This window comes from Mesorhizobium sp. M5C.F.Cr.IN.023.01.1.1 (assembly GCF_003997585.1).
GTDB lineage: Bacteria > Pseudomonadota > Alphaproteobacteria > Rhizobiales > Rhizobiaceae > Mesorhizobium > Mesorhizobium wenxiniae.
Map to the genome: position 1 here is coordinate 1 of NZ_RZSU01000100.1, position 22,561 is coordinate 22,561.

Below are 22,561 nucleotides of genomic sequence, written 5' to 3' on the forward strand. Positions count from 1 at the left end.
AAACGTGTCCGCCAAAGTCTCGTTCGAACCTCCCATCCCTGGCGGAATGAAAGGTTCAGCAGGACTCTGCCGCCCACGTTTCTCTTTCTTCAATATTCAATTGTCAAAGAACAGACATCGCAGACGCGAGGTCGTGGCCCGTACGCTTTTGGCTTCGGGGCCGTTCGAGTGTCGCTCACGCGGCTCTCTTGAATTTCGCAGAGGGCAGATCTAGAAGCGAACTTCTTCGTCGCCAGCGGCGCGCCGCCCTCGTTGGTGAGGCGTATATAGTCGGCAGGCGTCCAAAGTGTCAACAACGATTTCGGTCTTTTTTGAATTTTTTGCGACGAAAGATTGCGGCGCCGATTTTCGCTAGCCGACTTCCGTGGCGGCATGGGGATAACAAGGCCGACCGCCACCACGGAGCCCTATTGCCGCCGCATTGCGGTTTGACACCAAGGCCCAACGAAGCCGGCGCATGCACCACCGGCGCGGCGCCCTCATAAGCGACTGTAAGAGAGCCACTAAGAGACACTAAGAGAGAAGTATGACTGGGGATCTCGGCCGAAGCCAGGCGCTTCGTTGACTTCGCCCGCCGTGACAGGCAAATGTCATGGCCACAACAAAAGCGACAAGCCGTCCCGCCCGGGGAAGAAGCAGCCTTTCTGGATGCCAGATACGGAAAATGTCATAGCCGAACTCGGCAACGAGCCGCCGCTGATTGCGGACGGTCGCAGTGGCCCGCCCGACCGGCGCGAGGTTTCGGCGCGCTGGCTGTCGGGCACTTTTCTGACTGGCGTGACGTCGAGCGTACTGATGGGCGTGGCGCTGTTCGCAGCCCTCGACGGCCGTCAGCAATTGGCAACACCGCCCGAGATCGCGGAACTGATCAGCCTTGCAAGAGGCGACGATTCCGGCGAGATCGCCAAGACCACCAGGCTGGTGGCGCCGCGCCAGATCGCCAAGGCCAAGGACCGCCGGCGCATGGAAGTGTCGATGGTGACCAAGGTCGGCGACCGCGATGTCATCCACACCATGCCTTTCGTGCAGATCAAGATGGCGCTTGCCGCCGGGCACACGACCAGCCGCGCCTATCCGCCTTTCAATCCCATGCAGGTGTTTGGCGACGACCGCGACGGCAATGCCGGTCAGCCGGCGACCGCCGCCGCCGGCCAGATCTATGGCGCCAAGGTTGAAAGCGAGATGAGCCTGAAGACGGTCGATTTTCCGATCGAGAAGGCGGCCTTCGACGAAAAGAGTGACTTGTCCGCCGACGAGGTGGAAAAGGTGGTGCGCCAGGCCGGCACGGGCCTGAGCGACGGCGCCGTGCAGGTCGCGTCGCTGCATTATGTCGACCCGCAGCGATTCGGCGATGCATTCGCCGAGAGCATGGCCGGCTCCTACGACGTCAGGATCGTCCCGGAAAACGTCTCGGTGTCGCCGCGTGCTGCTCCCGACGATCAGGCGCCAGCCTTCGCCGAGGAGATCATCCCCTTCACCAGAGACCGCAACATCGTCGAGGCATTCGCCGATTCCGGCTATACCGGCGAGGACGCCACCGGCATGGCCGAGGCGATCGCTAAATTGCTGAATGCGACAGCGCTCAAGGCAGGAACCGTGCTGCGCGTCGGCCTCGAGGTCCATGGCGACGCCGCCAAGGTCGTTCGCACCGGCATCTACGACAGGGCCCAGCATATCGTCACCATCGCGCTCGATGATCACGGCCAATATGTGCCGGCGCAGGAGCCGGAGCCCAATCCCGAATTGCTCACCGCGTTCGATGATTCGCCGCCGGTGGTGGTGCGCGGCAATCTGCCGAACGTCTATGACGGCATCTATCGCGCCGCCTACTCCTACGGCATGTCCAAGGCGATGACCAAGCGGCTGATCAAGCTTCTGGCGTCCGGTGTCGATTTCCAATCGCGGCTCAATCCGTCGGACCGTATCGAGGTGCTGTTTTCGCAGCCGGATGGCGAGGACCAGGCATCTGACGAATCCGAGCTGCTCTATGTCTCGGCGACGTTCGGCGGCACGACGCGCAATTTCTATCGGTTTCAGATGCAGGACGGCAGTACCGACTATTTCGACGAGGACGGCCGCAGCGCCCAGCAATTCCTGCTGCGCAATCCCCTGCCTGCAGGAAAATTCCGCTCCGGCTTCGGTGCCCGCAGGCATCCGATCCTCGGCTATGTCCGCATGCATACCGGCGTCGATTGGTCAGCCGCCATCGGCATGCCGATCATCGCCGCCGGCAACGGTGTCGTCGAGAAGGCCGGCTGGGCCGGCGGCTATGGCAAACAGATCATCATCCGCCACGCCAATGGCTACGAGACCTCCTACAATCACCAGAGCGCGTTTGCCAAAGGCATCGCGCCGGGCGTGCGCGTCCGCCAAGGCCAGACCATCGGCTTTCTCGGCCAGACCGGCCTCGCCACCGGTCCGCATCTCCACTACGAGCTGATCGTCAACGGCACCAAGGTCGATCCGATGCGCGTTCGCCTGCCGGTCGGCAAGGTGCTGAAGGGCGACGACCTCGTCGCCTTCAAGCGCGAGCGCGGGCGCATCGATGATCTGCTCAAGCAGGAAGACAGTGATTCGCTGAAGGTCGCGAGCGCCAAGATCGAAGGCTGAGCTGACCTTGAAGCCTTCTGGGCTCCTCAGCTCTGCGGAGTCTCAGATACACGAGACCATGGCAGTCGTTCGCCGGAGACGGTGGTCCACGCCACGATCGCCGAGAGCAGGCAAAGCAGCGCGGTCGCCAAGGCGACGGCTGCGAAAGCTGCATCGCTGGCGGTAAGCCTTGCTGCATCGAGATCCGGTGCCAGGCCCGCCGGCGCCGGTTCGCCGAAACCCGGAATGCCGGATGCGGCACCGCTATTCAGCACTGCCGCATAGACCCAGGCCGCCAGTGACCCCATCGCCGCCACTGCGATCAGGCCGCCAATGCGCGAGACGGCATTGTTGATTCCCGAAGCGGCACCCGTATCCTTGTCCTCGACTGCCGTCATCACCGCCGTCGACAGCGGCGACACGACCAGCGCCATGCCGAGCCCCATCAGCGCCATCAGCGGAAACACTCCCCACCAGAAACTGTGGATGCCGGCATAGGCCAGCAAGGCAAGCCCGGCAAAGGCGACAGCGACGACAAGACTACCGCTGGCGATCGGAAAACGCGGGCCGATCCGGTCGGACCACTGGCCGACCGGTCCCGATAACAGCGCGATCAAGACCGACAGCGGCAGGAAGATGAAGCCGACCTCAGCCGCGCTCAGCCCCCATCCGGCGATGAGCAGCATCGGCAGATAGAACAGGTTGGCCGATAGTGCGAAATAGAGGAAGAAGGTCGCCACATTGGCGCCGGCGAAGGCGCCGACCCGAAACAGCGAAAGATCGATCATCGGTTCGCGCTGCCGGCGCTCGAAGACAATGAATATGATGAGCAGCAGCGCGCCGGCGGCGAGGCTCGGGCCGGACATTTGCCCCTCGCCCTCTGCGCTCATCGAGGTCAAGCCGTAGGCAAGCGCTCCGAAGGCCAAGGTGGCGAGGGCAGCGCCGCCGAGATCGAGGCTGCGCTTTTCCGTCGGTGCGTCGGCCGGGACCTTGGCGAGCAGGAGGTAGATCGAGACAAGACCAAGCGGCAGATTGATCGCGAAGATCGCCCGCCAGATGCCGTCGCCGAAGGCCGACAAGACAACGCCGCCCAGCACCGGGCCAAGCGCCGTCGTCAGCGCCGAGGCCGCCGCCCAGATGCCGATCGCCCTGCCGCGCTCCTTCTTCGGATAGGCCTTGGCGATAATGGCGAGGCTGCCCGGCACCATGATGGCAGCACCGATGCCCTGAATGGCGCGAAACGCAATGAGCACCGGCGGGTTCGGCGCCACCGCGCAGGCAAGCGAGGCGGCAATGAACAGCGCGATGCCTGCCACAAAAGCGTGCCGCAGGCCAAAACGGTCGCCGGCGGCGCCGCCTACAAGGATGAGTGCCGAAAGCGTCAGCGCATAGGAGTTTGATATCCACTGCGCCTCGGCGAAACTGGCGCCAAGATCGACGCGGATCGCCGGTGTGGCGATGGCCAGGATCGAACCGTCGATGAAGCCGAGCGCGGAAGCCAGGATCGCCGCGACCAGCACGAAGCTGCGCCGCGATTGCGGGCAAAACGTATCGGCCGGCAGCGGCCTGACCAGGGGGACGGCGTCGGCGCCGACTTCGCTTGGAGAACGCATGAAGCCTGCTTAGCCCTCCTATGCGCTGGCAACAACCGGCCAGAGGACTGCTGTCGTTGAAACCAGAACAGGATCGGCACTTCGATGCCGTTGGACCGCGGCTCCTTCACTTGCGAAGATCATCGGCTGATTGATGCACGTCGCCAAAAAGCTGCCCCCCGAGCCGACCCAGGGGTGTGCAGTGATTTGCGATAAGGCGCTCAGTCGATGAATTCCACCGTTACGCCCGGCGAGACGATTTTTGCCAGTTCGCGCGCGTCCCAATTGGTCAGCCGCACGCAGCCATGGCTTTCGGTTTTGCCGATCTTGGAGGGGTCAGGCGTGCCGTGAATGCCGTAGGTCGGCTTGTCCAGCGCAATCCAGACCGAGCCGACGGGGCCGTTCGGACCCGGCGGGATGGTCAGGATCTTGTTGTTTTCGCCCTGCTTGAAATTGATGTTCGGATTGTAGGTGTAGTTCGGATCTAACGCGACCCGCGACACCGCATGCGTGCCGGTGGGCGAAGGCGTGTCCGCCGAGCCGATGGTGGCTGGATAGGCCGCGATTAGCTTGCCCGACGCGTTATAGGCGCGGACCTGCTTCTTGCCCTTGTCGGCGATGATGCGCGCCACCGGCTCCGCCACCAGCCTGCCGAAATTGGCGACCTTGATGATCGTGCCTGGACGGTTGAAATTGGCTTCCGGATTGAGCGCCTTCAGATAGTTCTCGTCCATATGGAACCGCTCGGCCAGTGCTTCGGTGACGGAGGTGTAACTCAGCCGGTCGAGCTGCGCCTTCTGGCCGTAGTCTTCCGGCACCGAGGCGACATAGGGGCCGGCCGCATCCTCGGGCGTGATGCTGTAGGAGGCGAAGGCATCGCCGCCGGACTGCTCAAGGGCTGCCTGGATGCCAACCACATCGGTCGACCGCAGATTGCTGCCGGTGATCTCGTTGTAGGCCGCGAGCGCCTTGTCGACATTCGAGCCGAAGCGTCCGTCGACGACGCCGGGCGAGGCGCCGGCGCGGTCTAGCAGCACTTGCAACGCGGCGACATCTTGGCGTGCACCGAGTGAAAGCGATGGATCAATGGCAGTCTTGCCGCCGATCTTTGGGGGCAATGCCGCCTGGTCGCCTGGGGCCGTCGGCTCGACCGGTTCGATCGAAGCCTCGTCGAGCGGCTGGCGCTTGACGGTGCGCGGCTTTATCGGCTGTGGCGCTTCCGGATAATCGTTGCCATAGCTGCCGTCATCCAGCGGTGCTTCGGGAAAAGTTTCCACCCAATTGTCGCTGTAGGGATCGTATTCGTCGACCGGCGGCACGACGATCAGGCCTTCCTCTTCCAATTGCCTGCGGCGCAAGCGCGCCGTGTCTTCCGGATAGTCGAGATAATAAGGGTCGTCCTCGACCGGTCCGAGATTGCGCAGGCGCTCGCGGCGGAGCGCGCGGCGGTCGAACCTGGTCTGCGGCGGCTGGATGGCGAGGACCTGGCCGGTTTCCGCATCGACGATGACGCGGTTCCCCCTGGCGTCGTAATAGACGTCGAAATCGCCGTTCTGGGCGACCAGCACACCACCCGCATTGGCCGCACGGGCAGATCGCGGCGCGATGTTCTCCGTCGGCGCGGCCATCGCGCTCGAAGAAAGCAGCCCGGCGGCGAGCGCCGAAAGGGTGAAGATCGTGCGGAACATGTTGGCCAAATTCTCCGGTCCGTAATTGCCGCCGCCCGGCGTTGTCTTTTTAGAGCGCCGCGCGTCCTTCGGACGCGCAAGGACGCTCTAATAGTTAAAATCTTCGCACCAAGCTGTCCGAAAATCGAATTCGATGTTCGGGGCTATGCGGCAGGCGAACCCCTTCGCCAGCAAATCAGTTGCCGACCATAACGTTCCAACATGAACCGGGCATGAAGATGGCGGATTTCTGGCGATGAGAGCAACATAGCTAGCTGGCGGCGAGTCCCAATTCCTTGCGCGCCTGCTTCGGCAGCTTGAGCACGACAAGGCGATGGCTTTCGCGCAGATAGTCCTTCAGCGCGTCATCGTCCATGCTTTGGTTTGTCTGGCGCTGGATCCATTTCATGCCGCGTGACGCAAGATAGGGCGCGGGCCGAAGGCCCGGCTGTTCCTTCAAGATGTCATAAGCGATGTCGGAGCATTTGAAGGTGACGAACGGCTCCTTGCCCTCACTCCAACCGCCTATCGCAAAGACCTTGGCTCCGACCTTCCAGACATGGGCGCCGCCCCACTGGACGACATGGCTCGTCGACGGCAGCGAGGCGCAGAAGCTGTTGTAGTCATCCAGCGTCATCTGCGCCCCGCCGTTTAGTGTTTAATTATGAGGCGGCCTCGAATCAGGCCGCCGCCTCGGTCGCCACGACCGTCGGCTTCGAGCGGAAGTTCAACCGGTCGGAACCTGCGGTGACCTTGACGGTCGAGCCGTCGAGGATGTCGCCGAGCAGTATCTTCTCCGCCAGCGGGTCCTGCAGTTCCTTTTGCATCACCCGCTTCAGCGGCCGCGCGCCATAGGCCGGATCGTAGCCCTTGGCCGCGAGCCAGTCGATCGCCTCCTGGTCCAGCGAAAGCGTGATCTTGCGATCGACGAGCAGGTTTTCCAGTCGCTTGAGTTGGATCTCGACGATGCGGCCCATATCCTGCCGGCGCAGCCGGTGGAACAGGATCACTTCATCGACGCGGTTAAGGAACTCCGGCCGGAACGATACCCGCACCACGCTCATCACCTCGTCACGTACGGCATCGACGTCCTGGTTCTCGTTGAGATTGACCAGATATTCGGCGCCGAGGTTCGACGTCATGATGATCAGCGTGTTGCGGAAATCGACCGTGCGGCCCTGCCCGTCGGTCAGGCGGCCGTCGTCGAGCACCTGCAGCAGCACGTTGAACACGTCCGGATGCGCCTTCTCGATCTCGTCGAACAGCACGACCTGGTAGGGCCGGCGCCGCACCGCTTCGGTCAGTGCCCCGCCTTCCTCGTAGCCGACATAGCCGGGAGGGGCGCCGATCAGCCGGGCGACCGAGTGTTTCTCCATGAATTCCGACATGTCGATGCGCACCATGGCGCTCTCGTCGTCGAACAGGAAGCTGGCGAGCGCCTTGGTCAGCTCGGTCTTGCCGACGCCCGTCGGTCCGAGGAACATGAACGAGCCGATCGGCCGGTTCGGATCCTGCAGGCCGGCGCGGGCACGGCGAACGGCTTTCGACACGGCCTGCACCGCCTCGCCCTGGCCGACGACGCGCTTGCCGATCTCGTCTTCCATGCGCAGCAGCTTATCACGCTCGCCTTGCAGCATCTTGTCGACTGGAATGCCGGTCCAGCGCGACACGATATGGGCGACGTGATCGGGGGTGACCACCTCTTCGACCATGCCGACCTTGCCGTCTTGCGCCTCGGCCTGCGTCAGCTTTTTTTCGAGTTCCGGAATCTTGCCATAGGCAAGCTCGCCGGCGCGCTGGAATTCACCCCTGCGCTGGGCAATGGCGAGTTCGTTTCGCGCCTCGTCGAGCTGTTTCTTCAGGTCGGCGGCGAGTCCGAGCTTCTGCTTCTCGGCCTGCCACTTCGAGGTCAGTTCGGTCGATTCTTCTTCCAGCGCGGAAAGATCCTTTTCGAGGCGGGCGAGCCGGTCCTTTGACGCGTCGTCCTTCTCGACCTTCAGCGCCTCACGCTCGATCTTGAGCTGCATGATGCGGCGGTCGATCTCGTCTAGCGCTTCGGGCTTCGAATCGACCTGCATCCGGAGCCGCGACGCGGCCTCGTCGACAAGGTCGATGGCCTTGTCCGGCAGGAACCGGTCGGCGATATAGCGGTTGGACAGCGACGCTGCAGCGACCAGCGCCGAATCCGAGATGCGCACCTTGTGGTGCTGCTCGTATTTTTCCTTCAGGCCGCGCAGGATGGAGACGGTGTCTTCGACGGTCGGTTCATTGACGAAGACCGGCTGGAAGCGGCGGGCAAGAGCGGCGTCCTTTTCGACATGCTTCCGGTATTCGTCGAGCGTCGTCGCGCCCACACAGTGGAGTTCGCCGCGTGCCAGCGCCGGCTTCAACAGGTTCGACGCATCCATGGCGCCATCCGCCTTGCCGGCGCCGACCAGCGTGTGCATCTCATCGATGAACAGGATAATGCCGCCAGCGGCAGCGGTAACTTCCGAAAGGACCGCCTTCAGCCGCTCTTCGAATTCGCCGCGATATTTGGCACCGGCGATCAGCGATCCCATGTCGAGCGCCATCAACTGCTTGTCCTTGAGCGATTCCGGCACGTCGCCGTTGACGATGCGCAACGCCAACCCTTCGGCGATCGCCGTCTTGCCGACGCCGGGTTCACCGATGAGCACTGGATTGTTCTTGGTGCGGCGCGACAGCACCTGGATGGTGCGGCGGATCTCGTCGTCGCGGCCGATGACCGGGTCGAGCTTGCCGGCGCGGGCGTCGGCGGTCAGGTCGCGCGCGTACTTCTTCAGCGCATCATAGCCCTGCTCGGCGCTCGCCGAATCGGCGGTGCGACCCTTGCGGACGTCGTTGATCACCTGGTTCAGCGCCTGTGGCGTCACGCCGGCCTTGGTGAGGATGTCGGCAGTCTTGGCGGATTTCTCGACCGCCAGCGCCGTCAGCAGCCTCTCGACCGTAACGAAACTGTCGCCGGCCTTCTTGGCCAGTTCCTCCGCGGTCGAGAACACCTTGGCCAGCGGCTGTGCCAGATAGAGCTGGCCGTTGCCGCCTTCCACCTTGGGCATTGCCTCGAGTGCCGTCTCGACGCCAAGCTTGACGTCGCGGACGCTGCCGCCGGCGCGCTCGATCAACGACGCGGCCAAGCCCTCGTCGTCGTCGACGAGCACTTTCAATATATGTTCGGGAGTGAATTGCTGGTGGTTGCGCGAGAGCGCCAAGGTCTGCGCGGACTGGATGAAGCCGCGCACGCGCTCGGAATATTTTTCAAGGTTCATATCTGTCTCCTTCCGTCACCGGCCCGCTTTGCGGCACCGGATCAGATTGCGGTGACGGACCCGCCCGTTCGAGCCGGGTCCTGTTCAGGCGAGATATGGGGCGCAAGCCGCGGACCCTCAAGACGTCCCAATAATGGTTAGTGCATAATATTGCCCGGGGTACGCAAAACAAAAACGGCGGAGATTTCTCTCCGCCGTCCAAGAATGTCTGAAGGCCTTGCTCTATCAGTTGTTGACGTCGATGATGGCAGGCTCGCCACCGGCGTCTTCCGCCGGCGCTGCATTCACGTTATCGGCGCCAGCATTGTCGTTACCGCCATCCACCTGATCAGCATTGACGCGCGGACGGCGCGGACGCCTGGGGCGGCGGGCAGCGCCGCTTTCGGCGGCTGCTTCGTTCATCTCGGCCTGGGCAGCCAGAGCCGCCGGCGAAAAGCTTTCGAACTGCGGCGCGGGTTCGGCCACAGAAACCGGCTCGACCGGAGACACAGTTTCCGCCTGTATGGGCGTCTCGTTCTGTACCGGCGTCTCGTTGCGCCGGCTCTGATCGCCGCGCCGGTTCTGATCGTCGCGCCGGTTCTGATCGTCGCGTTGTCCGCCCTGCTCGCCGCGCGCACCGAATTCGCCGCGCTGGCCGTTCTGGCCGTAGCCGCCATTGGGGCGACGGTCGCGATGGCGGCCGCCATTGTCGCGCCCACTATTGTCGCGCCCACCGGTATCGCGCCCACCGGTATCGCGATTGTCGCGGCCGTTTTCCTGGTTGAAGGCCAACTCGGCTGGCGTGCCGTCGATGACCGGCTGCGGGCCGCCACCGTGGTTGACCACCGGAGCCGCAGTCTCACCGACATTGCTGTTGCCGGCATTGTCGAACTCGTCGCGATCTTCGTCGCCGTCATCGTCGAAATCGTCGCGGTTCTGCTGAGCGCTCTGGATCGGCAACTGCGCCTGCGCGGCAGCGATGATGCGATTGTAGTGCTCGGCATGCTGGAGATAGTTTTCCGCCATCACCCGGTCGCCGGAGCTTTGCGCGTCACGGGCAAGGGTTGCATATTTTTCGGCGATCTGCTGAGCCGATCCGCGGATCTTCACATCCGGACCGTTGCTCTCGTAGTTGCGCGTCAGGGGATTAGGGCCCTTGCGGTTATTGTTGTTGTTATTGCCGCCGCCATTGTTGTTGCGACCGCGCATGCGCCTGTTCTGCTGTTGTGGCCTCATTCGACTCTCTTCATTTTGAAATTTTCGAAAACTTTTTCACGAACGGAGGCGCTCATGCAGCCAGCCGTTTCGTCTCTTCACCGGCGTTCGCCCGCATCGATTGCGTTGGCGCCACGTGTCATCCTGTTCCGGTTACATCACTTGTCGGACGATTCCCGCACGAAGCTGGGGCGTCGTTTGCGCAAGAAGGCAGCTATTTCCAAGGAAACCGAATCGCTAAGAGCACTGCCTGCTTCGTCTCATCCGGTTAAGGCGACCCTAGCCGCATTCCCCGGCATTGCCAAGCGCTTTTTTCGCACTGCATCACGGCTTTGTCAGTTCAAAGATCAGAACCCTCTCGTTTCCGCCAAAGTCTCGGAATACCCCCGGCGGCACATAGCCGGCTGCGGAGAATATGCCCGTGACCTCTTTGCGTTGGGTGTGGCCGATCTCGACCGCAATCCTGCCCTCGGCTTCCAAAAAACCTGCCGCCTCGGCGGCGATGATCCTGTAGGAACTCAGACCGTCCACGCCGCCGTCGAGGGCTTGGCGTGGATCGAAATCGCGGACTTCGTCCTGCAGATTTTCAATGTCTATGGACGGTATATAGGGAGGGTTAGCGGCAATTACATGGTATCGGCCAAAAACTTTTTCGAACCAGTCGGATTTGAGCACCTGGAACCGGTCGGCTAACCCCAATTTCCTGGCATTGCGCATGGCGGTTGCCAGCGCGCCTTGCGAAATATCGACACCGGTAGCGACCGCCGCCGGAACGGCGCTGAGTAGCGCCAGCGCAATGGCGCCGGTGCCGGTGCCGAGATCGAGGATGCGGCATTGGCCTTGCCGTTCCGCTGTCGCCTCCACGAAGGGCAGCACCGCTTCGACCAGCGTTTCGGTGTCCGGTCGCGGCTCAAGCGTTTCCGGTGACAGCGACAGGCGCAAGCCGTAGAATTCGCGATAACCCAGGATGCGATGCACCGGCTCGCCGGCGATCCGCCGCCTCAGGGCTGAATCGATCGCGGCAATCGCGCCGGCATCGACCCTGCATTCGGGATCGGCGATGGTTTGTGTGCGGGTCGTGCCGGAAAGATGCTCGACGATCAGCCTTGCATCCAGCGCCGGATCGGCGACTGCGGCCGCCGCAAGGCGTGCCCGCGCCGCTTTCAGCAGTGGCCCTAGCGTACCGGGCAGACTGTCAGCCATCGAGGCCGATATCGGCGAGCAGCTTCGACTGGTGATCGGCGATCAGCGCGTCGACGATCTCGTCGAGTTCGCCCATCATCACCCGGTCGAGCTTATAGAGCGTCAAATTGATGCGATGATCGGTGACGCGGCCCTGCGGGAAATTATAGGTCCGGATGCGCTCCGAGCGATCGCCCGAACCGACCTGCGATTTGCGTGATTCGGAGCGTTCCTCGTCAGCCTTGCTGCGCTCAAGGTCGTAAAGCCTGGCGCGCAGGATCTGCATGGCTTTCGCCCGGTTCTGGTGCTGCGACTTCTCCGCCTGCACCACCATGATGCCGGTTGGCAGATGGGTGATGCGCACCGCCGAATCGGTGGTGTTGACGTGCTGGCCACCCGAACCCGAGGCGCGCATCGTGTCGATGCGGATGTCTTCGGCCCTGATGTCGATGTCGACCTCTTCCGCTTCGGGCAGCACCGCAACCGTCGCGGCCGACGTATGGATACGCCCGCCGGCCTCGGTCGCCGGCACGCGCTGCACACGGTGCACACCGGACTCGAATTTCAGATGGGCGAAGACCCCCTTGCCCGAAATGGTGGCGATGATTTCCTTGTAGCCGCCGACCTCGCCCTCGCTGGCCGACACCGTCTCGAAACGCCAGCCGCGTGCCGCAGCATAGCGTTCGTACATGCGGAACAGGTCGCCAGCAAAGAGAGCCGCCTCGTCGCCGCCGGTGCCGGCGCGGATTTCGAGGATGGCGTTCTTGTCGTCTGCGGCATCCTTGGGCAGAAGCAGGATCTGGATGTCCCTCTGCAGCGCCTCGATGCGTTCCCTGACCTCGGGCAGATCGGCCTCGGCCAATGCCCGCATTTCGGCATCGGTGCTTTTGTCGGCGAGCATGGCCTGCAAGTCGGCCTGTTCATGCTCGGCGGTACGCAGCTCCCTGATCTTTGCCACCATCTCCTGCATATCGGCATATTCCGACGCCATCTTGACATAGGCGTCCGCCGCCGGCCCGGCCGACATCTGCGCTTCGAGCATATCGAAACGCTTGACGACTTGATCCATACGGTCGCGGGGCAGGTTGATCATGGCGAAGGTCTACAACGGAATGGAGCGGTCGTCGGCAAAGGCTTGCAGCAGCGCCCGCATCGGCAACCCGTGGGCCGGCGCCATGAGATTGTCGTCGAAGAACGTCTCCAGCTCGGCCAGCGGCAGTTCCGTCAGCATCGCCTTGACCGGACCGATCGAAGCCGGCGACATCGAGATCGACCGGTAGCCAAGGCCGATCAGCGCCATCGCCGAGATCGGCTTGCCGGCCAGTTCGCCGCACAAGGTCACCGAGGTTTGATTGCGCACCCCGGCGTCGGCAATCTGCTTCAGAACGCGCAGGAACGGCGTCGACAGCGCATCGAAACGGTCGGAGAGCTGCGTGTTGCCGCGATCGACCGCCATAACGAACTGGAACAGATCGTTCGAGCCGACCGAGACGAAATCGACGGCCTTCATCAGCTCGTCGAGCTGGAACAGCAGCGACGGCACTTCCAGCATGGCCCCGAGCTTCAGGCTGGTCGGCAGATGATGGGCAAAACGCGACAGATGCCGCACCTCGCGATCGATGATTTCGCGCGCCTGTGCGATCTCGCCGAGCTCCGTCACCATAGGCAGCATCAGCTTCAGTTCACGCCCACCGCAGGCCTTTAGAAGCGCGCGGATCTGGGTGCGCAACAGGCCCGGCCGGTCGAGCGTCAGGCGGATGGCGCGCCAGCCGAGCGCCGGGTTCTCTTCCTGGATCGTGTCCTTGAAGTAGGGTAGCACCTTGTCGCCGCCGATATCGATGGTGCGGAAGGTCACCGGCTTGCCGCGCGCCGCGTCGAGCACGTCGCGGTAGAGCCGTTCCTGGGCTTCCGCACGCGGAAAGGTCGAGGCGACCATGAATTGCAGCTCGGTACGGAATAGGCCGATGCCGGCGGCGCCCGCCTCGGCAAGCTGCGGCAGATCGACGGCCAGGCCCGCATTCATCAAAAGGTCGACTTGGACGCCGTCCTTGGTCACCGACGGCTTCTTGCGCAGTTCGCGATAGACCTCCTGCCGCCGCGCCCGGAAGCGGACCTTTTCGGCATAGGCGGCTTCGAGGTCGGGCTGAGGGCGCAGATGGATCGCGCCTTCTTCGCCGTCGACAATGATGGCGTCGCCGTTTTCCGCCATGGAAACGGCGCCCCTCATCTGGCCCGCGACCGGTATGCCCATGGCCCGCGCCACGATAACGACGTGGCTGGTCGCCGCGCCGTCCTCGAGCACCAGCCCGCGCAGCTTGTCTCTGGGATAATCGAGCAGTTCGGCAGCCCCCATCGAGCGGGCGACGATGATGGCGTCCTTCGGCAGCGAGGCCGCGACATCGTCCGGACCGCGCCCCATCAACTGGCGTAGCAACCGATTGGCGAGATCGTCGAAATCGCTCATTCGCTCGCGCAGATACGGATCGGTCATGTGCAGCATGCGGGCACGCATGTCGCTCTGCACTTTTTCCACCGCTGCTTCCGCCGTCAGGCCGTTGCGGATCGCCTCTTCCAGCCGGCGCACCCAGCCGCTGTCATTGGCGAACATGCGATAGGCTTCGAGCACCTGGCGGTGTTCACCCTCGAAGGCGACTTCGCGGCGTTCCAGCATGTCGTCGATGGAGAGCCTGAGCGAACCGAGGGATGCATCGAGCCGCCTGATCTCCTCATCGCTATCCTCGTTGAACAGATTGGTGACGACGATGCGCGGCTCGTGCAGCACGACATGACCAAGCCCGACGCCTTCGTTGAAGGACAGGCCGGTAAAGCTCACCGGGCGGCGCAGGTCGAGTTCGAGCCCGGGCCGGGTCAGCCGGGCAAGGTCGCCGGTGGCGATCATCTCGGCGATCACCATCGCCGTCGTTTCCAGCGCCTCGACCTCGTCGTCGCGATAGTGGCGCATGGTTTTGTTTTGGACGACCAGCACACCGAGCGTGCGCCCTGCCCTAAGCACCGGCACGCCGAGGAAGGAATTGTAGATCTCTTCCCCCGTCTCCGGCAGGTAGGCGAAGGCTGGATGTTCCTGCGCATTGGAGAGATTGAGCGGCCGTGCTGAGGCCGCGATCGTGCCGACGAGGCCTTCCCCCAGCCTGAGCTGCGCCAAATGGACGGCGGTCGGGTTCAGACCCTCGGTGGCATAGAGTTCGAGCACCGAATCGGCGCGCAGCACATAAAGCGAGCACACTTCGGCGACCATGTTGGCGGCGATATCGCGCACGATGCGGTCGAGCCGCTCCTGCGGCTCCAGCGGCTCCTGCATGAGCTCGCGGAGCCGTTTCAGCAAAACGCGCGGGCCACTGGCCGTATCACGCATCGCGGCTTGTTCTCCAATGGACATTTTGCCCGCCGCAGTTTCTCCCGCGGCCGGCGCTCACGCAACAACTCAATTAGAGCGCCATGCGTCCAATTGGACGCCAAAGGACGCTCTAAGACTTTCGATCTGCTGCATCGTGCTTTCCGAAATCGACTCCGATTCTCGGGCCGATGCAGTCTGCTACTGCTTATCCAGACCGTAGACCGAATGCAAAGTGCGAACCGCAAGTTCGGTGTAGGGACCGTCGATCAGGATCGAAATCTTGATCTCGGAGGTGGTGATCGCACGGATGTTGATCGCCTTGTCGGCCAGCGCCTTGAAAGCGGTGGCGGCGACGCCCGCATGGCTCCTCATGCCGATGCCGATGACCGAGACCTTCGACATGCCGGCTTCCGACTGCACGACGTCGTAGCCGATCGTGGTCTTCAGCCGCTCGAGCACGGCAAGCGCCTTGTCGACATCGCCGGACGGCACGGTGAAGGTCATGTCGGTGAACTTGCCGTCCTCGGAAATGTTCTGGACGATCATGTCGACATTGATGTTGGCCTCGGCCAGCGGCCCGAAAATGCCGGCGGCGACGCCCGGACGGTCGCCGACACGGCGCAATGAAATCTGCGCTTCGTCCTTCGCATAGGCAATTCCTGTGACGACCTGCTGTTCCACGATCTCTTCCTCGTCGCAAATAAGCGTTCCGGGCGGATTGAGCAAATCCCCCATTCCGGGCGCGTCGGGATCATCGAAGGACGACCGCACGAAAGTACGCACCCTGTGCACCATGGCAAGCTCGACCGAGCGTACCTGCAGGACCTTGGCGCCGAGAGAGGCCATTTCAAGCATTTCCTCGAAGGAAATCTTGGCCAGCCGCCGCGCTTTCGGCTCGATGCGCGGGTCTGTGGTGTAGACCCCATCGACATCGGTGTAGATGTCGCAGCGGTCGGCCTTGACCGCCGCCGCGATGGCGACGGCACTGGTGTCGGAACCGCCGCGGCCGAGCGTGGCAATGCGATTGTCCGGCCCGATGCCCTGGAAGCCGGCGACCACCGCCACCTGGCTTTCGCCGAAGCGCTTGATCAGGAACGCGCCGTCGATGTCGAGAATGCGCGCAGCGCCATGCGCATTGTCGGTCTTGATCGGGATCTGCCAGCCTTGCCAGGAGCGGGCATGGACGCCCATGTTCTGCAGCGCGATCGCCAGCAGGCCGGCGGTCACCTGCTCGCCGGAGGCGACGACGACGTCATATTCGCGCGCATCGTGCATGGGCGAGGCTTCGCGCGTCCACTGCACGAGCTCGTTGGTCTTGCCGGCCATCGCCGAAACGACCACCGCAACCTCATGGCCGGCATCGACCTCGCGTTTGACATGGCGCGCCACATTGCGGATGCGGGCGATGTCGGCGACGGAGGTTCCGCCGAATTTCATCACGATGCGCGCCATGGAAGCGAAATGCCTTTGACTGGGTGCCGGACCGGCGGCCGAATAACGGAAAGGGAGCGCCCGCCTGGGCCGGTCGCCGAATTCGCGGCCTCCTTAACCAAATGCTACGGGTTTCGCAAGGCGTGCCGCCGCTTGCCCTGGGCGACGAAGGCGACACACGAGCGCAACGCGCGTACCCGCATACCCGTCGCATAGGCGCATCGGGCAACAGTGGAAATTTGCTGACTTGACATTCGCTGGCTCTCGACCGACTTCCTAACGCACCAGAGCGCGATCAGCAAAAGTGGTACGGTTTTGCGCCCGATCGCGCTCTGAACTTTTGTCTGCGGGAGACCACACGATGCCAGAACCCCGACGATCGACGATCGATGCCGGAGAAGTGGAGCGCTTTTCCGCCCTTGCCGCCGAATGGTGGAATCCGAACGGCAAATTCCGCCCGCTGCACAAGTTCAATCCGATCCGGCTTGCCTATATACGCGACCAGGTCGCGGCGCGCTTCGGCCGCGACCCGCGTGCGGCGCGGCCGTTCGAGGGCCTGCGCTTCCTCGACATCGGCTGCGGCGGCGGGCTGTTGTGCGAGCCGATGGCGCGGCTTGGCGCCGAAGTGGTCGGCGCCGACGCATCCGCCACCAACATCGAAGTGGCCAAGCTGCATGCGGCGGAGGTCGGCGTTACGGTGGATTATCGTGCCACGACGGCGGAGGATCTGGCCGGCGCCGGCGAGAAATTCGACGTCATCCTCAACATGGAAGTGGTCGAGCATGTTGCCGACATCGACCTGTTCGTGGCCAAATGCGGCGAGATGCTCAAGCCCGGCGGCATCATGTTCGTCGCCACCATCAACCGCACGCTGAAGGCGCTGGGCCTGGCCATTATCGGCGCCGAATATGTGCTGCGCTGGTTGCCGCGCGGCACCCACCAGTTCGGCAAGCTGGTGCGGCCCGACGAGCTGGAAAAGGCGCTTGCCGGCGCTGGCATGACCATCATCGACCGCACCGGCGTCGCCTACAATCCGCTCGCCGACCGCTGGCAGCGGTCGAAGGATATGGACGTCAACTACATGGTGCTGGCGGAGAAGGCACCGGTCTGAAACGGCGCGTTCGGATCAGATGCTGGCATCCGTCTCAGGCGGGCCAAGGCCAATGGTCTTCATGTACGAGGGCCGCGCGTTGAACGATGGCTAGTCGGCAAACCGTATGTAGTCTGCTGTGGGACTTCATGGGAGGGTCGCCTCGCCCCTCCTCCAGACCGAATATGCGACATCCCGGTTGTCCGTGAGACATCCCGGTATCCGTGACATGCAGGCGTCCGCCGGATCAAGCGCCTCAACGCATGGCGGCCCAGCCGGTCACGATGACAAGAACTAAGGTGACAAGGGCTCCCGAGACGTAAAGGACCGTCCTGACGCTGCCGCCTTTGGCCGCGTCGCCGCCGCGAAGGTAGATCGCCAGGTGAACCAGCCGGATAGCGAGGTGCAGCCAGACCAGCGCCGCCAGCTTAGTCGGCTCGACACCGACCAACATCGCCAGCATGGCAGGCACGACGAAGGGCGCCAGCGCCTCGACCGAGTTCATGTGCACCCGGTCGATCCGGTAGAGGAGGTTGTCGTCATCTGCCGGGACTATCGGACCTGAGAGCGCTCCCGCGCGCCCCTTCGACGAACCCGAATAGACCGCCAAAAGGACTGACAGAAGGCAGAGCGCGAGAATGCCAATAATGCTGAGGTTGTAGGCTTCCATGCTTGACCTCCGTTGCCTCGGATTACGTCAAGGCGAGACGGTGATCCGTGCCCGCGCGATGCGACCGTCAGGCTCCCTGGCGGGAGAACAGATCGTGGAATCGTTGCAGGTACAACGGCCAGCCTTGATCGCCGGCAACGCCATCACGCACGCCTTCCCAGCCTTCGCCATGCCGCTCCAGGTTACGGTGCTCGATCTCGACCCGGGTCCGGTTCTCCGTCTCGGCCGTGAACCGGACTTCCCACTCACTGGTCTTGTCGTGGTCAGCCTCGACCTGCCATTGCGGGCTGATGTCCCAGCTCAGGAGCACCCTGTTGGGCGGCTCGTAGGCCAGCAAGCGGGCCCATCGGCACTCGCTGCCGTCGACGCCGCGGTCATAGATGTGACCGCCAACTCGAGGCTCGAAGACCGTTTCGGCAATCGGAACGGCGAGCATGTTGTGCTCGCGGGGCTTGAAACTGCCGAACTCCTCGGTGAACACCTTGAATGCATGTGCAATGGGCGCGTGGACAACGATGGAGTGTCTCACGGGCGCGGGGGCCGGATGCGTGCTCATTTTTGCTCCTTCGATGGTTGCTCGACGGCCAACTTGTAGGCGGCCAGGGTCTTACTCCAGAATTGGTCAATTTCGGCGCGCAGGCTCGCCAGCCCAGCCTCATCGACCCGGTAGATTCGTTGCTTGCCGGACCGGGTATCGGCCACTAGCCCAGCATCCTTGAGTACTTTCAGGTGCTGCGAGACAGCTGACCGGGTCACCGGCAGGTCGCGAGCCAATTCGCCGACCGAACTAGGATGTTCGACCAACAGTTCGAAGATCGTGCGCCGGGTCGGATCGCCCAGCGCTGTCCAGCTATTCGCGTTAGTCACCACTAACGCGAAACTATACAGACCCCATGGCGTTGTCAACATTCACCGGCTGCGATCCGAACAAGAACATCACGCCGCCTGGCTTTGCGGCTTTGTGGTGATCTGGCTTTGCGCTTTCGTGGTGATGAAGACGCCGGCGGTGATGATGACGGCACCCGCCCAGGTCAGCAATTGATAGTGCTCGCCGAGAAAGATCGTCCCGGCAAACAGCCCGACCGCAGCCGCGACATAGCCGATCTGGCTGAGATAGACGGGACCGCCGACCGCTTGCAGCCGGAAAAAGAAGGCGAACATCGCCGCGGCCGACGCCACCTGCCCGACGACCACCAGCGGCACGCCGCCGAGCAGGGCGAGCGAACCGCCGCCCTGCAGCGTGAGGATGCCGCAAAGAAGCAGCGCAGCCGCTGCCAGATGGCTGCCGACGGCAAGCTCGATCGGCCCGGTCCCTTCGGGCCAATCCACCGTGCGATAGATGTTGCCAACGGCAAGGCTGACCGGGATGAGCAGCCCCACCGCTACCCAGAAGACGTCGGCCGGCTGGCCAGCCTCGCCGCGCGTCACCGCCACCATCACCGCACCAAGAAAGCCAACGGCAATGCCGACGACACCAAGCAGATTGGGGCGCCGAACGCCGAGCAGGATCGAAAACACCAGTGTGACCACCGGCGACAGTGTGAACATGATACCGGTGTAGCCGGCGCCGAGATGCGGAATGGCCGAGAACATCAGGAGATTGGGGAAGGCGTAGGACACCGCCGCGGTGACGAAGAAATAACGCAGCCTATGCGGGGTGAGCCGGATGCGCTGCCCGCGCAGCAGCAAGGCGCACAGAAGCACGCCGCCGGCGCCAAGCGAGATGACGAGCGCCCAGACCATGGCGGGAACGCCGGCCACTGTCGCGATCTTGCCGAACGGCAGCGTCAGGCCGAGCAGGCCGCCGGTGACGACCAGAAGGCCGAGCGCCGAATCCCAGAGAAATTTCATTTCGTAGCCCTATCGCCTATCTGCGGCTCTTGGCCGGCCTTGTATCTTGAGATAAGATAGCACAAAGATTCTTAATGTAAAGATATTTAACGGTGAGATAGATGGATCGCGCAGCGAAGGCCATCGAGCAGTGGAACAAGGAACGGCCGGATCTGGATGTTTCTCCGATGGCCGTGCTGGGACGGTTGAACGAGGCCTCGTCGCTGATAGCACGAGAACGCCTCGCTCCGCTGTTTGCCCGTTTCGGACTGCAATCCGGGGAATTCGATGTGCTGGCGACGCTGCGCCGTTCCGGATCACCTTACGCGCTGACGCCAACGGCTCTCTATGAAGCGACGATGGTGACGTCGGGCGCCATGACCAACCGGCTCGATCGGCTGGAGAAGGCCGGTTTGATCCTGCGCGGTCCGCACCCCAACGATCGGCGCGGGATTGTCGTGCAGCTGACCGGAAAAGGTCTCACATTGGTCGATGAGGCGGTCGCCGCCCACGTCGCCAACGAGCACGAGATACTTTCCGGTCTGACGCGCACCGAACAAGAGACGCTTGCTCGCCTGCTGGAGAAATTGATAGGGAGCGTCAGCTAGCCTGTCAGTTCCGCTCGTCCGGGAAGCTTGGAATCGGCATGAATTCGACGCCGTCCTCGGCCAGGCTCTTCGCCTCCTCCAGCGTCGCCTCGCCATAGATGCCGCGCGGATCGCTCTCGCCGAAATGGATCTTGCGCGCTTCCTCGGCAAACTTGTCGCCGACATAGTCGGCGTTCTCGCGCACCTTCTCGGCCATCGCCTTCAATTGCGCCAGCGCCTGCTTCTGGGCCTCGCCCATGGCGAGCGCGATCTTCTCCTGCTTGCGACCGGTGGAGACGGCCGGCGCCATCAACGCCTTCTCTATCCTGTGCGAGCCGCAGGTCGGGCAATCGACGAAGCCACGCTTCTTCTGGGTGTCGAAATCGTCGTTGCTGCGAAACCAGCCCTCGAATTCGTGCTCGTGCTCGCAAATCAGGGAAAACCGGATCAAGATGCTGCACCCCTGAGCGGCAGTGCCTCAGCCTGTCCGCCGTTTACGGCAAAATCCCGCGCATTCTTCAGGTTTGGGATCTTCTTGCGCGCGGCGACCGAATGCGCCGGGTCGACCTCGGCGATGATCACCGCCGGTTCGTCATGTGCCGCTTCGGCGACGATGCGGCCCCAAGGGTCGACGATCAGCGAATGGCCATAGGTCTCGCGGCCGTCCTCGTGCAGTCCGCCTTGCGCCGCGGCAACGACATAGGCGCCGTTCTCGATGGCGCGCGCCCGCAGCAGCACATGCCAGTGCGCCTCGCCGGTCTGGCGGGTGAAGGCGGCGGGCACCGAAAGCAGGTCGGCGCCGGCCAGCGCCTCGGCGCGGAAGAGCTGCGGAAAGCGCAGATCGTAGCAGACGGCGAAACCCAGCCTCGCACCATCTATCCCGGCGCCGCTGATCTCCGTGACGACGGCCTCGGTGCCCGGCTCGTAGGCGGATGATTCGCGCCAGCTTTCGCCATTGTCGAGATCGACGTCGAACATGTGGATCTTGTCGTAGGTGGCGATCGTGGCGCCATCCGGTCCGAACAGAAGCGCGCGGTTGGCGAGCTTGCCGTCGGCGCGCAGGATGGCGGTCGAGCCGATATGCAGGAAGACGCCAAGTTCTTTCGCCAGCTTGCGCGAGGTCGAGACGATGATGTCCTTGTCCTCGCAAGTGAAGGAGGCGGCCCGCGCTTGGCTGTCGCGGATCAGCGCACCGGTCATTTCCGGTGACTGGATATAGGTCGCACCCTGGCCCGCGGCCTCGCGCACCAGCCGCTCCAGATCGACCGCATTGCGCTCGGGGCTGGTGCCCGAACGCATCTGGATCGCCGCCGCCTTGAAAGCACCCATCGTCACATCCTTAATTCGCCGAGCCGTTGGCGAGCAGACGGTCCAGCCGGCCCTCCGCCTCCAGTTCATGGAGATCGTCGCAGCCGCCAACATGCGTATCGCCAATGAATATCTGCGGAAAAGTCGAGCGGCCATGGGCGCGGGAAATCATTTCCCGGCGCAGTTCCGGCGAGAAGGAGGCGTCGTGCTCGGTGTAGGCAACGCCCTTGCGCTCGAGCAGCCGCTTGGCCGCCGTGCAATAGCCGCACATCATCCGTGTATAAATCGTCACGTCGACCATCGGTCAGCAATCCTGCCTTTCTCAGATCTATATAGTCGCGGACTCGTCGGCCCGAAAGTCCCCCGGCAGCACGCGCGCAAAGGTCAGCACGTCGACAGTCCCGGCACCGCCCTTCCTCAGCGCCTTGGCGACCGCGCGGACAGTGGCGCCGGTGGTATAGACATCGTCGATCAAGAGCACCCGGCGGCCGGCGATCTCGATCTCGGCCTCCTCGGGCACTCTGAATGCGGCTCGCACATTCTCCTCGCGTTCTCGCCGCTCCAGCCCGACCTGCTGGCGGGTGAGTTTGACGCGCCTGACCGCCGAGGGCGCAAAAGGCAGGCCACCAAGTTGCGATACCGCCCTTGCCAGTTCCGCCGACTGGTTGAACTGGCGCCTGAAAAAACGCCGCCAGTGCAGCGGCACCGGCACGACCACATCGGCTTCCGCGATTAGTTCGGCACCGGCGCGCAGCATCCAGCGCGCCATCCACGGCGCC

At 63.3% G+C, this 22,561-nt stretch carries 20 protein-coding genes; 3 read left to right on the forward strand and 17 right to left on the reverse strand.

All coding sequences use genetic code 11. The annotated features are described in order from the left end of the window. Window positions 1-648: 648 nt before the first annotated feature. Window positions 649-2,610 (forward strand): M23 family metallopeptidase, encoded by a 1,962-nt coding sequence (locus EOA78_RS28255; protein WP_164783969.1) that lies wholly within the window; start codon window positions 649-651, stop codon window positions 2,608-2,610. 26 nt (window positions 2,611-2,636) lie between these two features. On the opposite strand, the gene EOA78_RS28260 is transcribed toward EOA78_RS28255, so the two are convergent. The 9 genes from EOA78_RS28260 to EOA78_RS28300 form a co-directional block, all read right to left on the reverse strand. Further along, complete coding sequence (locus EOA78_RS28260; protein WP_127318223.1) at window positions 2,637-4,202, reverse strand: MFS transporter; 1,566 nt, start codon at window positions 4,200-4,202, stop codon at window positions 2,637-2,639. A gap of 200 nt (window positions 4,203-4,402) precedes the next feature. Continuing rightward, a complete protein-coding gene (locus tag EOA78_RS28265) occupies window positions 4,403-5,869 on the reverse strand; it encodes a L,D-transpeptidase family protein (protein WP_127318225.1) in 1,467 nt (488 codons plus the stop codon). A 250-nt stretch (window positions 5,870-6,119) separates the two neighbouring features. Beyond that, on the reverse strand, window positions 6,120-6,485 hold the full coding sequence (locus EOA78_RS28270) for an MmcQ/YjbR family DNA-binding protein (RefSeq protein ID WP_127318227.1): 366 nt from the start codon (window positions 6,483-6,485) through the stop codon (window positions 6,120-6,122). A 43-nt stretch (window positions 6,486-6,528) separates the two neighbouring features. Then, a complete protein-coding gene (gene clpB, locus EOA78_RS28275) occupies window positions 6,529-9,135 on the reverse strand; it encodes an ATP-dependent chaperone ClpB (RefSeq protein WP_127318229.1) in 2,607 nt (868 codons plus the stop codon). 225 nt (window positions 9,136-9,360) lie between these two features. Then, window positions 9,361-10,350 (reverse strand): DUF4167 domain-containing protein, encoded by a 990-nt coding sequence (locus tag EOA78_RS28280; RefSeq protein ID WP_127318231.1) that lies wholly within the window; start codon window positions 10,348-10,350, stop codon window positions 9,361-9,363. A gap of 303 nt (window positions 10,351-10,653) precedes the next feature. After that, entirely contained in the window at window positions 10,654-11,532 is an 879-nt protein-coding gene (gene prmC, locus EOA78_RS28285) for a peptide chain release factor N(5)-glutamine methyltransferase (protein ID WP_127318233.1), read from the reverse strand. Beyond that, the gene (prfA, locus tag EOA78_RS28290) at window positions 11,525-12,604 is read right to left on the reverse strand and encodes a peptide chain release factor 1 (RefSeq protein WP_127318235.1); all 1,080 of its coding nucleotides are present in this window, start codon (window positions 12,602-12,604) and stop codon (window positions 11,525-11,527) included. Before prfA ends, prmC begins: the two co-directional genes overlap by 8 nt. 9 nt (window positions 12,605-12,613) lie before the next feature. Continuing rightward, window positions 12,614-14,884 carry a phosphoenolpyruvate--protein phosphotransferase gene (gene ptsP, locus EOA78_RS28295; protein ID WP_127318237.1) on the reverse strand — a complete coding sequence of 757 codons (2,271 nt, stop codon included), beginning with the start codon at window positions 14,882-14,884 and terminating at the stop codon, window positions 12,614-12,616. A 180-nt stretch (window positions 14,885-15,064) separates the two neighbouring features. Next, window positions 15,065-16,318 (reverse strand): aspartate kinase, encoded by a 1,254-nt coding sequence (locus tag EOA78_RS28300; protein WP_127318239.1) that lies wholly within the window; start codon window positions 16,316-16,318, stop codon window positions 15,065-15,067. A 340-nt stretch (window positions 16,319-16,658) separates the two neighbouring features. Between EOA78_RS28300 and ubiG the strand changes: the two genes are divergently transcribed. Further along, window positions 16,659-17,408, forward strand: coding sequence for a bifunctional 2-polyprenyl-6-hydroxyphenol methylase/3-demethylubiquinol 3-O-methyltransferase UbiG (ubiG, locus tag EOA78_RS28305; RefSeq protein WP_127318241.1), 750 nt, complete (start codon window positions 16,659-16,661; stop codon window positions 17,406-17,408). A gap of 235 nt (window positions 17,409-17,643) precedes the next feature. Here ubiG and EOA78_RS28310 read toward each other — a convergent pair whose 3' ends face one another. The 4 genes from EOA78_RS28310 to EOA78_RS28325 form a co-directional block, all read right to left on the reverse strand. After that, window positions 17,644-18,057, reverse strand: coding sequence for an MAPEG family protein (locus tag EOA78_RS28310; protein ID WP_127318243.1), 414 nt, complete (start codon window positions 18,055-18,057; stop codon window positions 17,644-17,646). A 67-nt stretch (window positions 18,058-18,124) separates the two neighbouring features. Continuing rightward, entirely contained in the window at window positions 18,125-18,613 is a 489-nt protein-coding gene (locus EOA78_RS28315) for an SRPBCC family protein (RefSeq protein ID WP_127318245.1), read from the reverse strand. Then, window positions 18,610-18,966: a metalloregulator ArsR/SmtB family transcription factor gene (locus EOA78_RS28320; protein WP_127318247.1), complete on the reverse strand. Its 357-nt coding sequence runs from the start codon at window positions 18,964-18,966 to the stop codon at window positions 18,610-18,612. The genes EOA78_RS28315 and EOA78_RS28320 overlap by 4 nt, the downstream gene beginning before the upstream one ends. A 27-nt stretch (window positions 18,967-18,993) precedes the next feature. Then, window positions 18,994-19,908 carry a DMT family transporter gene (locus tag EOA78_RS28325; protein ID WP_127318249.1) on the reverse strand — a complete coding sequence of 305 codons (915 nt, stop codon included), beginning with the start codon at window positions 19,906-19,908 and terminating at the stop codon, window positions 18,994-18,996. 101 nt (window positions 19,909-20,009) lie between these two features. Between EOA78_RS28325 and EOA78_RS28330 the strand changes: the two genes are divergently transcribed. After that, window positions 20,010-20,495 carry a MarR family transcriptional regulator gene (locus EOA78_RS28330; protein WP_127318251.1) on the forward strand — a complete coding sequence of 162 codons (486 nt, stop codon included), beginning with the start codon at window positions 20,010-20,012 and terminating at the stop codon, window positions 20,493-20,495. 4 nt (window positions 20,496-20,499) lie between these two features. Here the strand turns inward: EOA78_RS28330 and EOA78_RS28335 are convergent, their stop codons facing one another. The 4 genes from EOA78_RS28335 to EOA78_RS28350 all read right to left on the reverse strand — a co-directional run. Continuing rightward, window positions 20,500-20,925, reverse strand: a complete 426-nt coding sequence (locus tag EOA78_RS28335) for a DUF1178 family protein (RefSeq protein WP_127318253.1) — start codon at window positions 20,923-20,925, stop codon at window positions 20,500-20,502. Next, complete coding sequence (locus EOA78_RS28340) at window positions 20,922-21,803, reverse strand: carbon-nitrogen hydrolase family protein (protein WP_127318255.1); 882 nt, start codon at window positions 21,801-21,803, stop codon at window positions 20,922-20,924. The genes EOA78_RS28335 and EOA78_RS28340 overlap by 4 nt, the downstream gene beginning before the upstream one ends. 10 nt (window positions 21,804-21,813) lie before the next feature. After that, a complete protein-coding gene (grxC, locus tag EOA78_RS28345; protein ID WP_127318257.1) occupies window positions 21,814-22,083 on the reverse strand; it encodes a glutaredoxin 3 in 270 nt (89 codons plus the stop codon). 27 nt (window positions 22,084-22,110) lie between these two features. Next, on the reverse strand, window positions 22,111-22,561 hold a 451-nt coding region (locus EOA78_RS28350), incomplete at its 5' end, for a ComF family protein (protein ID WP_164783971.1).

Coding starts and splice junctions, on each gene's coding strand:
- EOA78_RS28255 (WP_164783969.1), top strand. CDS start 649: ATGCCAGATACGGAAAATGTCATAGCCGAACTCGGCAACGAGCCGCCG.
- EOA78_RS28260 (WP_127318223.1), bottom strand. CDS start 4,202: ATGCGTTCTCCAAGCGAAGTCGGCGCCGACGCCGTCCCCCTGGTCAGG.
- EOA78_RS28265 (WP_127318225.1), bottom strand. CDS start 5,869: ATGTTCCGCACGATCTTCACCCTTTCGGCGCTCGCCGCCGGGCTGCTT.
- EOA78_RS28270 (WP_127318227.1), bottom strand. CDS start 6,485: ATGACGCTGGATGACTACAACAGCTTCTGCGCCTCGCTGCCGTCGACG.
- clpB (WP_127318229.1), bottom strand. CDS start 9,135: ATGAACCTTGAAAAATATTCCGAGCGCGTGCGCGGCTTCATCCAGTCC.
- EOA78_RS28280 (WP_127318231.1), bottom strand. CDS start 10,350: ATGAGGCCACAACAGCAGAACAGGCGCATGCGCGGTCGCAACAACAAT.
- prmC (WP_127318233.1), bottom strand. CDS start 11,532: ATGGCTGACAGTCTGCCCGGTACGCTAGGGCCACTGCTGAAAGCGGCG.
- prfA (WP_127318235.1), bottom strand. CDS start 12,604: ATGATCAACCTGCCCCGCGACCGTATGGATCAAGTCGTCAAGCGTTTC.
- ptsP (WP_127318237.1), bottom strand. CDS start 14,884: ATGCGTGATACGGCCAGTGGCCCGCGCGTTTTGCTGAAACGGCTCCGC.
- EOA78_RS28300 (WP_127318239.1), bottom strand. CDS start 16,318: ATGGCGCGCATCGTGATGAAATTCGGCGGAACCTCCGTCGCCGACATC.
- ubiG (WP_127318241.1), top strand. CDS start 16,659: ATGCCAGAACCCCGACGATCGACGATCGATGCCGGAGAAGTGGAGCGC.
- EOA78_RS28310 (WP_127318243.1), bottom strand. CDS start 18,057: ATGGAAGCCTACAACCTCAGCATTATTGGCATTCTCGCGCTCTGCCTT.
- EOA78_RS28315 (WP_127318245.1), bottom strand. CDS start 18,613: ATGAGCACGCATCCGGCCCCCGCGCCCGTGAGACACTCCATCGTTGTC.
- EOA78_RS28320 (WP_127318247.1), bottom strand. CDS start 18,966: ATGTTGACAACGCCATGGGGTCTGTATAGTTTCGCGTTAGTGGTGACT.
- EOA78_RS28325 (WP_127318249.1), bottom strand. CDS start 19,908: ATGAAATTTCTCTGGGATTCGGCGCTCGGCCTTCTGGTCGTCACCGGC.
- EOA78_RS28330 (WP_127318251.1), top strand. CDS start 20,010: ATGGATCGCGCAGCGAAGGCCATCGAGCAGTGGAACAAGGAACGGCCG.
- EOA78_RS28340 (WP_127318255.1), bottom strand. CDS start 21,803: ATGGGTGCTTTCAAGGCGGCGGCGATCCAGATGCGTTCGGGCACCAGC.
- grxC (WP_127318257.1), bottom strand. CDS start 22,083: ATGGTCGACGTGACGATTTATACACGGATGATGTGCGGCTATTGCACG.